This is a genomic window from Streptomyces sp. NPDC050743 (assembly GCF_044456925.1).
In the GTDB taxonomy this organism is placed as follows: domain Bacteria; phylum Actinomycetota; class Actinomycetes; order Streptomycetales; family Streptomycetaceae; genus Streptomyces.
Map to the genome: position 1 here is coordinate 1 of NZ_JBITGJ010000171.1, position 10,018 is coordinate 10,018.

The 10,018-nt window shown below is 68.0% G+C and carries 7 protein-coding genes and 3 pseudogenes; 9 read left to right on the forward strand and 1 reads right to left on the reverse strand.

Going from position 1 to position 10,018, the window contains the following annotated elements:
• Positions 1 to 326: 326 nt before the first annotated feature.
• The 4 genes and pseudogenes from ACIBJF_RS49410 to ACIBJF_RS49425 all read left to right on the forward strand — a co-directional run.
• Positions 327 to 566: pseudogene (locus ACIBJF_RS49410) on the forward strand (transposase); the annotation flags it as partial.
• 344 nt (positions 567 to 910) lie between these two features.
• Positions 911 to 3,295: a phosphoketolase gene (locus tag ACIBJF_RS49415; RefSeq protein WP_399184449.1), complete on the forward strand. Its 2,385-nt coding sequence runs from the start codon at positions 911 to 913 to the stop codon at positions 3,293 to 3,295.
• 146 nt (positions 3,296 to 3,441) lie between these two features.
• A complete protein-coding gene (locus tag ACIBJF_RS49420; protein WP_399184450.1) occupies positions 3,442 to 3,840 on the forward strand; it encodes a DUF1003 domain-containing protein in 399 nt (132 codons plus the stop codon).
• A gap of 253 nt (positions 3,841 to 4,093) precedes the next feature.
• A complete protein-coding gene (locus ACIBJF_RS49425) occupies positions 4,094 to 4,513 on the forward strand; it encodes an anti-sigma factor antagonist (protein WP_399184451.1) in 420 nt (139 codons plus the stop codon).
• On the opposite strand, the gene tnpC is transcribed toward ACIBJF_RS49425, so the two are convergent.
• Positions 4,488 to 5,963 carry an IS66 family transposase gene (tnpC, locus tag ACIBJF_RS49430; RefSeq protein WP_399184452.1) on the reverse strand — a complete coding sequence of 492 codons (1,476 nt, stop codon included), beginning with the start codon at positions 5,961 to 5,963 and terminating at the stop codon, positions 4,488 to 4,490. The genes ACIBJF_RS49425 and tnpC overlap by 26 nt on opposite strands.
• Positions 5,964 to 5,981: 18 nt before the next feature.
• On the opposite strand from tnpC, the pseudogene ACIBJF_RS49435 reads away from it, so the two are divergent.
• The 5 genes and pseudogenes from ACIBJF_RS49435 to ACIBJF_RS49455 all read left to right on the forward strand — a co-directional run bounded on the left by ACIBJF_RS49435 (position 5,982) and on the right by ACIBJF_RS49455 (position 9,576).
• Positions 5,982 to 7,103, forward strand: a pseudogene (locus ACIBJF_RS49435) (hypothetical protein).
• A gap of 321 nt (positions 7,104 to 7,424) precedes the next feature.
• Positions 7,425 to 7,793, forward strand: a pseudogene (locus tag ACIBJF_RS49440) (aldo/keto reductase); the annotation flags it as partial.
• Positions 7,794 to 7,917: 124 nt separating this feature from the next.
• Positions 7,918 to 8,442 (forward strand): aldo/keto reductase, encoded by a 525-nt coding sequence (locus ACIBJF_RS49445; RefSeq protein ID WP_399184453.1) that lies wholly within the window; start codon positions 7,918 to 7,920, stop codon positions 8,440 to 8,442.
• A gap of 421 nt (positions 8,443 to 8,863) precedes the next feature.
• A complete protein-coding gene (locus ACIBJF_RS49450; protein ID WP_399184454.1) occupies positions 8,864 to 9,355 on the forward strand; it encodes a DUF2975 domain-containing protein in 492 nt (163 codons plus the stop codon).
• Positions 9,355 to 9,576: a helix-turn-helix domain-containing protein gene (locus tag ACIBJF_RS49455; RefSeq protein ID WP_399184455.1), complete on the forward strand. Its 222-nt coding sequence runs from the start codon at positions 9,355 to 9,357 to the stop codon at positions 9,574 to 9,576. The genes ACIBJF_RS49450 and ACIBJF_RS49455 overlap by 1 nt, the downstream gene beginning before the upstream one ends.
• Positions 9,577 to 10,018 lie beyond the last annotated feature (442 nt).

Below are 10,018 nucleotides of genomic sequence, written 5' to 3' on the forward strand. Positions count from 1 at the left end.
TTCCTACCAGGGGCCTTACGTCTGCCCGGAGTTGGGAGTACACCACGAGACTCCCGGAGGCGATCACCCTCAGCGACCGTCGGTTACCGGGAAAGACTCAATGACGTACAGGCAACGGAGCTCCACAGGCAGCAGACAGTCTTGGCGGACTACCTGCTTCAACGGGGCTCCGTTGCTCACATTCCCGTCCGGTGCCCGAGCCACGTCAACTGGCTTGCCACCAGCGCAAATACGTTAACTACCCGGCCTTGGGGCTTGATCCGCTTTGACGGACATCGAAGATCAGGGGCTTCGGCCCCAGAAGGATGATGTCCATCATAGAGAGCATGGGGAACAAGAAGCCGCGTCCTCGCCGCTCGTTCACGCCGGAGTTCAAGGCCGAGATCGTCGAGCTGTGTCGACGCGGTGACCGCTCGGTCGGTCAGGTCGCCAAGGACTCCGACCTGACCGAGACCGCGGTGCGCGACTGGGTCAGGCAGGCCGAGGTCGATGCCGGCGAGCGCGACGGCCTGACCAGCAGCGAGCGCGAGGAACTGGCCCAACTGCGGCGAGAGAACCGCCGTCTGCGGGAGGACGTGGAGCACTACGACCCCAGGGGCTACCGCACCGACCTGATTGTCTGGTCCGCGAGGGAGGCCGACGGCACCAGGGCCGCTGTCGCCACCTGGAACAAACACCTCGACGGTTTGTGGAGCCTGGCGACGGTGCCACCCTGGCGGCGAGCGACGACGACGTGAGAAGGGGCTTTTCGCCGGGCGGTGCCGTCCGGCGGATGCTCCCTTCGGTCCTCTGCGCGGCAGGTGTGGCCCGAACGGCCCTGTTGGGTACCCGGCGCGGCGGCAGAGGGTAGGGCGTACAAACCGGCACGCTCGGCACCCGCACCCCTGCCCCGACTCGGAAAGGATCTCCGATGTCCGTCGACACGCAGCAGGCCCCGGCCCAGCTGACGGAGGACGAGCTGAGGTCGCTGGACGCCCACTGGCGCGCCGCGAACTACCTGTCCGTCGGCCAGATCTACCTCATGGCCAACCCCCTGCTGACCGAACCGCTGCGCCCCGAGCACGTCAAACCGCGGCTGCTGGGCCACTGGGGCACCTCGCCCGGCCTGAACCTGGTGCATACCCACCTCAACCGCCTCATCAAGGCCCGCGGCCTGAACGCCCTGTGCATCTGGGGCCCCGGCCACGGCGGGCCGGCCGTGCTGGCCAACTCGTGGCTGGAGGGCTCGTACACCGAGACCTACCCCGACATCACCCGGGACGCGGCCGGTATGGCCCGGCTGTTCAAGCAGTTCTCCTTCCCCGGCGGGGTACCCAGCCACGTCGCACCGGAGACCCCCGGTTCCATCCACGAGGGCGGCGAACTCGGCTACTCGCTCTCCCACGCCTACGGCGCGGCCCTCGACAACCCGAACCTGCTGGTCGCCTGTGTGATCGGTGACGGCGAGGCGGAGACCGGCCCGCTGGCCGCATCTTGGCACTCCAACAAGTTCCTCGACCCCGTCCACGACGGCGCGGTCCTGCCGATCCTGCACCTGAACGGCTACAAGATCGCCAACCCGACCGTCTTGGCCCGGCTGCCCGAGCACGAACTCGACGAACTGCTGCGCGGCTACGGACACGCCCCCATTCACGTCACCGGCGACGACCCGATGGCCGTCCACCGGGCGATGGCCGCCGCGATGGACGACGCACTGGAGCGCATCGCGGCCATCCAGAGCAGCGCCCGTGAGGACGGCGTAGCGGAGCGGCCGCACTGGCCGGTGATCGTGCTGCGCACCCCCAAGGGCTGGACCGGCCCGGCCGAGGTCGACGGCCTGCCCGTGGAGGGCACCTGGCGTGCCCACCAGGTCCCGCTGGCCGCCGTCCGGGACAACCCCGAGCACCTTCGGCAACTGGAGAAGTGGATGCGCTCCTACCGGCCGGAGGAGCTGTTCGACGAGCACGGCGCCCCGCGCCCCGACGTGCTCGCCTGCATCCCCGAGGGCAGGCACCGACTGGGTGCCAACCCGCACGCCAACGGCGGCCTGCTGCTGCGCAAACTTCCCCTGCCGCCCTTGGAAAAGTACGCCGTCGAAGTCGACAAACACGGCGCCACCCTGCACGAACCCACCCGCGTCCTCGGCGACATGCTCCAAGACGTCATGCACGCCACGAGTGAGCGGCGCGACTTCCGCCTCGTCGGCCCCGACGAAACCGCCTCTAACCGGCTCCAGGCCGTCTACGCGGCCAGCGGCAAGGCCTGGCAGGCCCAGGTGCTCCAGGTTGACGAACACCTCGAGCGCCACGGCCGGGTGATGGAGATCCTCTCCGAGCACACCTGCCAGGGCTGGCTGGAGGGCTACCTCCTCACCGGCCGGCACGGGCTGTTCTCCTGCTACGAGGCCTTCGTCCACATCGTCGACTCGATGGTCAACCAGCACATCAAATGGCTGCGCACCACCCGCCGACTGCCCTGGCGGACCCCCATCGCCTCCCTCAACTACCTGCTCACCTCGCACGTGTGGCGCCAGGACCACAACGGCTTCTCCCACCAGGACCCCGGCTTCGTCGACCACATCCTCAACAAGAGCCCCGAGGTCGTACGGGTCTACTTCCCGCCGGACGCCAACACCCTGCTGTCCGTGGCTGATCACGCCCTGCGCAGCAGGGACTACGTCAACGTGATCGTGGCCGGCAAGCAGCCCTGCTTCGACTGGCTTTCCATGGAGGAGGCGAAGGCGCACTGCGCGCGCGGCGCCGGCATCTGGGAGTGGGCCGGCACCGAGGACGGCACCCGCGAACCCGACGTGGTACTGGGCTGCGCGGGCGACGTCCCCACGCAGGAGGTGCTGGCCGCCGCCCAGTTGCTGCGCCGGGAACTGCCCGAGCTGGCCGTGCGCGTGGTGAACGTCGTCGATATCGCGCGGCTGCTGCCCAGCGAGGAGCACCCGCACGGGATGAGCGACTTCGAGTACGACGGCCTGTTCACGGCCAACAAGCCGGTGATCTTTGCCTACCACGGCTACCCGTGGCTGGTCCACCGCCTGGCCTACCGCCGCACCGGTCACCGCAACCTGCATGTGCGCGGCTACAAGGAGCTCGGCACCACGACCACGCCGTTCGACATGGTGGTCCGCAACGACCTCGACCGCTACCGCCTGGTCATGGACGTCATCGATCGCGTCCCCGGCTTGGCGGTCCGCGCGGCGGGCGTACGGCAACGCATGGAGGACGCCCGGCAGCGCCATCAGGGCTGGATCCGGGAACACGGCATGGACCTGCCCGAGGTCGCCGACTGGACCTGGGACGGCTGAGCGGCAACTCCCACCTCGCGCCCCGGCGACGCCCGACCCGTCGCCGGGGCGCGCGGGTCGCGGAACCCGGCGATCGCCACTGGACAGCCCTTCGGATGCTGCCGGCCCCGGTCGCTCGATGATCGCTACATGAGAGGTAGGTCCAGATGAGCCAGTTCGCGGCCGTAGTTCGCCACCACCCGGCGGTGGTTGCACATCACAGACGGCGGGCGGAAGACGTCCAGCTTCGTGTCGCCGACGCCATTACCAAATTCGCCGGTTCGATGACGTTCGTCTACATCCACGCGGTCGTATTCGCGGTCTGGATGCTGCTCTTCGAATCGAGCCCTTGGCCCACATTGACCCTCGTGGTGTCACTGGAAGCGATCTTCCTGTCGACGTTCGTCATGATCGGCCAGAACCGGCAGGCGGCCTTTCAGCAGATGAAGGCCGACCACGACTTCATCGAACAGGAGTTGGAACTCAAGACCAACACCGAGCTCACCCGAGCCATCCACGCGATGACCGCGGAACTCCACAGGCGCCTGGTCGACGACGAGCAGTAGCCGCGTGACAGCGACGTTGCCGGGGGCTTCCCGCTCTGGTCGGTGGAGTGCCGGAACGGGGACTGTCCGTTGTCGAGAGGGTGTGTGGAAAGCTCGTCGATTGAGGGGAAGCTGGTTCCAAGGAGGTGTTCATCCAGTTCCCTGGTGCCGAAGTCGCTGCCTACTCTCTCACCATGCCCCGCTCGGAGCCCTCGGCTGGTGTTCCCTGTCGTCGCCGCGTTCTTAGGAACCGACCGCTTCCATCGAATCGATTATGCATCTGAGTATTCGGCCGGACCGCAGCCACATCCGGACCTATCGTTCGCGTGGTCATACCGTCATCGAACTGCGGGGAGAGATCGACATCGCAGCGATGGCCGAGAGCGTCCCGATTATCGACGCCGCCACCGAATCGGCCACCCCCTCGGTCGTCGTCAGTCTCCTCGATGTGGACTTCTTCGACTGCTCAGGCTTACGGCTCTTGTGCCGTGCCCGCCGGCGAGTCGAGGAACGCGACGGACAGGTGGTACTCGTGCGTAGGCGCCCCCTGATCCTTCGCATTCTGCGTCTGGTGCAACTCACGACGGTTTTCCCAGTCTTCGCCACCCTGGACGAAGCCCTTGAACGGCCGACCGAGGGTAGCTATTCAGCGGGGTTGAGCGGTTCGGTCAGGCTGTTGCTGTGTCGGGTGTGAGGGCGTGCGGGATCCATGCCCCGGTGGTGAAGAGACGCTTGAGCGCGTCGTACCGACTGATGCCCCACTTGGTCGCGGTCGACAGGTACGACTGGACGATGGCGAAGTCGGCCAGTCCTTGAAGCGTTCGCCAGCAGCCTCCGGAGGAGCGTTGCTGGACCTTGGCGGGTCTGATGTCGCGCTCGGCCTGATTGTTCGTGAAGGGCACGGCAAGGTCGGTGGTGAAGCGGAGGATGACCTTGCGGTGTTCCTCGAAACGCCTGGCCAGGGTCCGGGCATGACGAGCCAGCTCGGTGCTCTTGGCCCGGTTGTCCTGGCGGGAGCGGGCCAGCGCTCCGGTGTAGAGCCGGTTGATGGTGCGCAGTTCCTCAGCAGCGAGTTCCTGGCGCCCGGCTTCTCGGGCGGCGGCCGCGAGCCGGTTGGCCTCCAGCAGGGCATCGGCCATCGCGCGGGCCCACAACTGGCCGTGCGGATCGGCTTCGTGGATGCCGCGCAGGTCACGCAGCAGGTGAGCGCCGCACCAGGCGTGCAACACGTGATCGAGGTGGGTGTAGCCGGCGTAGCCGTCGCGAACCAGGACGCCACTCAGGTGTGGCAGGACCTCTCCGGCGTCGATGGTCGCGGCCGAGCGGTCGCCGGTATGCATCAGGGTGAGGTGCGCGGTGGAGGCCACGTGCAGGAAGACGGTCCTGGCCGCGGCGCGGGTGAACGTCTCATCGGCGTGCACGACCGGGGCGCCGGCCAGCAGGGCCCGCACCGCAGGCAAGAACCCGGACTCCAGCAGGCGGGCGGCCTTGGCGCGCAGGCCGGCGGCGAAGCCGGTGGAGACCTTCATCCCGCACAGCTCCATCACCAGCAGCGTCGAGCGGTGCACCGGGATGTGGTGGCCCAGGACCGCGTCCGCGACCTTCGTGGTGATGTCTGGACCGTACTGGGCCGCGGATTCCACCCCGTCGGGGAAGGCGCCCGTCGCCCTCTTCCCGCAACCGGGGCAGCACTTGACGTCGGCGGCATACTCGATGACCTGCGGCGGAGGCGGGGTGGCGAGGTCGAAGACCTGACGGCGACGCACCGCACGCACCGGTACCTCGATCAAGGACGCATCACAGTCGGCGCAAGCGGAGGGGGCCGGGATGGAGATTCGCTCGTTCGGATCCTCGACCTGCCGCAACGCGGTACCCGGATCACCGGGCTGCTTGCCGGGCTTACGCCCCGATCGGGTACGCGAAGAGCCGCCGCGGGGCCGCTTGCCCGGCCCGTCCGAGGACGGCGGCTTCGACGAGGTCGCCGAATCCTTCGACAGCCGCAGCACCAGCGCCTGGACTTGCGTGGTCAGCTCCGCGATCTGGACCAGCAACAGATCGATCCGCTCATCCCTCGCAGCCAACTGGGCACGAAGACTCACCAGTTCGGCAGCAACGTCATGCTCTGGCTCGACGGGATCCTCCACCGCACCAGCCTAGCGATCATGCTGCCCGGCCGGCGCACCGGCCGCACCCCGCTGAATAGCTACGAGCTGACCGTCCCCTTGACCCAGGTCTTTCTTCCGGCCCACGCCCGTCAGAAATACGGAAACGGGGTCCAGCTTCCGGTGCTCATGGAGTCAGGGACGTTCGCCGTGGACCCCGATCCCTGGGGAGGGCCGTGGCGGATGTGGGACGAGATCGATCCGGACGAGGCAGAGGCACGCGGCATCTACGCGCCGGTCTACGCCCTGTCCGACGGCGCGCCCGGGGCCATCGTCATCGCGCCCGGTGATGTCCGCGGAACCCGGCTGATCCCAGAGAAGCGCGGCGGTGCCTGCTGTGGCCTCGACGGGGCCGACGGGCCCAACATGGCCTGCCGGGCGTGCGATCTGCCCGTGGCGACCAGGGTCGACGACTGCTCGCTCTGGCAAGCAGTGCGGCTCAGCTCAGACGCCGTGCACCGGCTCCTCGTTGACGGTGTCCAGGCTGCGCCGCTCTCCTGGGCGGAACTGGCAGAGGAGGGGGAGAAAACGCCCCCGTTCGAGCCGATTGCCACGTGGGGAGGGGGACGGTTCGGGACGAGCCACTCCTGGTCGTGGAGTCCGCAATGGGAGGCGGCAGCCGGCCACGCGCTCGCCCACCTGCTGACGGCCTCCCAAGGACAGCCGGTGCAAGTCCCCGACGGACTGACCGCGGACGTGTTCCAACGCGCGCTCGACGCCCTGCTGCCCGCAGGCCCCCCGAAGCGGCGCGCCGTCCTGGCCGGACCGGGACAGCCCTCCCCCGATGCGGGCGTCGACATCCTCCTCGTACCGGTCCATCCCCAGACGGGTCAGACCTGGACCCCCGCCGGCCCGGCTGCATCGGCATACCCGGTGCCCCTGCCGCTGGGAGTGTGGCTGTGGCTGGTCTGTCCCCAGCCGTAGTTGCCGGTTCCCGCGTCGGGCGGCTCACCCCAAGACGTCCTCCGCGACGACCCGCTCCCGCCGCGCCCCAACCACCTGTTCTGGGTCGACCGGGGAACGTTCCAGCACACGTTGGTCCGGCTACCAGCGGTTCGCAGCCCGTGGATGCGCACGATCCTCGAAAACCTCACGCAGACCACGTCGGCCGGCCTCTTCTAGTCTCTGGCAACCGAACAGCACCAGTAGGGACCTCGGCACGCACATCGGTGATCTCAGACCGTCGATGCGGGTGCTACTCACGGCTGAATTGTCGACGACGAGCGCCATGACGAGCTCGGTCAGGGACGTACGCCTCTGCAAGCAATTCGACAGGATCGTGCAAGAACCCGATGGGATCGCACTAACGACGGCCCAGCTCAGGCTGCTTTGCTCGAAGAGCCAGTACATCCACGACTCTTTGTGGGAGCATCCATGGCACTCGACTCGTACGTCAGTCTCGGCCGGTCCGGTCTCAAGGTCAGCCCCTTCTGTCTCGGCGCGATGAACTTCGGCGAGGACGGCGGGCTGGGCTGCAGCATCGAGGAGTCCGAGAAGATCCTCCAGGCCTACGTCGACGGGGGCGGGAACTTCATCGACACCGCCAACCTCTACACCAACGGCCACTCGGAGGCGATCCTCGGCGACTTTCTTGCCGCTCGCCCCGGCCTGCGCGACCGGCTGGTGCTGGGCACGAAATTCTTCGGCAACCTCCACCTCGGCGATCCCAACGGCGGCGGCGCGAGCCGAAAGGCGATCATCGGCCAGCTCGAGGACTCCCTGCGCCGCCTGCGCACGGATTACGTGGACCTCTACTGGCTGCACAACCACGACTGGGCCACGCCGATCGAGGAGACCCTGCGCACCCTCGACGATCTCGTCACCGCGGGAAAGATCCGCTACATCGGTTTCTCCGACACTCCCTCCCGCCTGGTTCACCGCCAAGGCCCACACCACTGCGCTGCTGCGCGCCTGGTCTCCGGTCGTCGCGCTGCAGATGGAGTACTCCCTGCTGGAGCGCACCATCGAAGGCGAACTCATCCCCCTGGCGCAGGACGCCGGGATGGGGCTGCTGCCCTGGAGCCCCCTCAAGAGCGGTTACCTGACCGGGAAGTACCGCCGTCATCTGGACGCCCCGGCCGACGCCAAACGGGCCGCAGTTCTGGGCAATCCCAGCGAGGCCCAGTTCGCGGTGATCGAAAGGCTGGTCTCGGTCGCGGAAGAAGCCGGCACAACCCCGGCCGCCGCGGCACTGTCCTGGGTCCAGAACCGGCCCGGCGTCACCTCCACCCTCATCGGCCCCCGCACCCTGGCCCACCTGGAGTCCAATCTCACCGCTTTGGACGTCCGTCTCACCCCGGCCCAGATCGCAGCCCTGGACGACATCTCCATGCCCACCCTCAATTTCCCCCACGACCTCAACCACCGGGTAGGCGCCATGCTCAAGTACGCGGGCGCAACAGTCGACGGCCTTCCGAGCTCGGTATACCCGCCACTGCTGCAGAGCACGAATCGCTACTGACGAGCCATCGCTTCACCGTTCGACGGGGTTGTCGGGTCGGCCGCGACGAGGTGGAGCAGGCCGTACGGAAGGCCGAGCGGCACGCCGACACCAGTTGGCAGTCCACGGACGCTCGGCCACGCATGCCGACCACCGCCCACGAGCTGCTGCATCGTCGGCGCTTCGGCGTAGCCGTAGCCGACCCGGCCGCGCTCGCCCCACCTGCCCGCCGCCGCATTCCAGGGCGGAGCACTGATGGACCAGGCGGCCGGCGAGGCCGCACCGCTGCGCGACGCGCTGTGATGATTCGCGCACCGCCACGCCATGGGGCGTGGCGGCGTCCCACAACGGTAGGAAACCGCTGCCCATCCCCTGCTCCAGCCTTTGCTTCACCTATCGAAACTCGATAGATTTCCATCGTAACTCGATGGAAGGATGAGTCGTGGGGAAACTGGCAGTGCGTGCGCTGCGCGCCGTGCTCGTGGTGGTGCTCGCCGGCACCGTGTTCGTGCAGGCATTGATGGTCTGGACGTTGGTCAGCGGGAGCGACCCGGAGGACGGGTCGCTCCCGCTGACCCCGCTGCGCCTGATCACGATCCTGGGCATGGTGTCGGTCCAGGTCGCCCTGGTCTGCGTATGGCGGCTGGTGTCGATGGTGCGACGCGGAACCGTGTTCTCCCACGCCGCCTTCCGGTACGTGGACGGCGTGATCGGCGCGATCGTGGCGGCTGCTCTCGTGTGGTTCGCGGTCACGGCTCTCAATGCGCCGGGCCAACGGGACGACCCGGGCGTCACCCTCATCATGGGCGGGGTCGGCGTGGCCATCCTGGGGGTCGCGCTCATCGTGCTCGTCCTGCGGATGCTGCTCGCCCAGGCCGTCGCGCGCGACGTCGAAGCGGCGCAGATGCAGGCCGAGTTGGACGAGGTGATCTGATGCCGATCGCCGTCGACATCGACGTGATGCTGGCCAAGCGGAAGATGTCCGTGGGCGAGCTCGCGGACCGCGTAGGAATCACGCCCGCCAACTTGGCGGTACTCAAGAACGGCCGCGCCAAGGCCGTGCGCTTCACTACGCTCGCCGCGCTCTGCGAGGTGCTCGAGTGCCAGCCGGGCGACCTGCTGCGCTGGGAGACCGAGGACGCCGCGGGCGGATGATGTCCCAGGGTGGGCGTGAAATCGCCTGGCTCACCGGCCGTGACACGGCACGTGGCCCGTCGTGGTCGATTATCGCGCCCTGCGAATGTGACCTCCCCACCGCGGACCCCGCCCTCCGACACGGAAAGGCGGGGTTCGTCATCGGGCGGGCAGCCAGGGCTTCGGGACAGGCACGGGCCTCCAAGATCATGGAGATCACAACGCCCAGTGATGCGAGTGGAAGACCGCGCGCTGCCCCAGGCGCGGAAACTCCGCCTTCTTTCGCTATTGGTCCTTGTCAGGTCGAGGCGAGGGTGCCGGGTGGCGGGGTCTACGCCGTCTCCTGATCGTGCCGGTAGGCGGCGAGAAGGAAGAGCCAGATCTCGCTGATGGTGGGGAAGGGGGCGATCGCGTGCCTGAGCCGTTTGAGCGGGATCTCGCCGGCGACCGCGAGGGTGGCCGA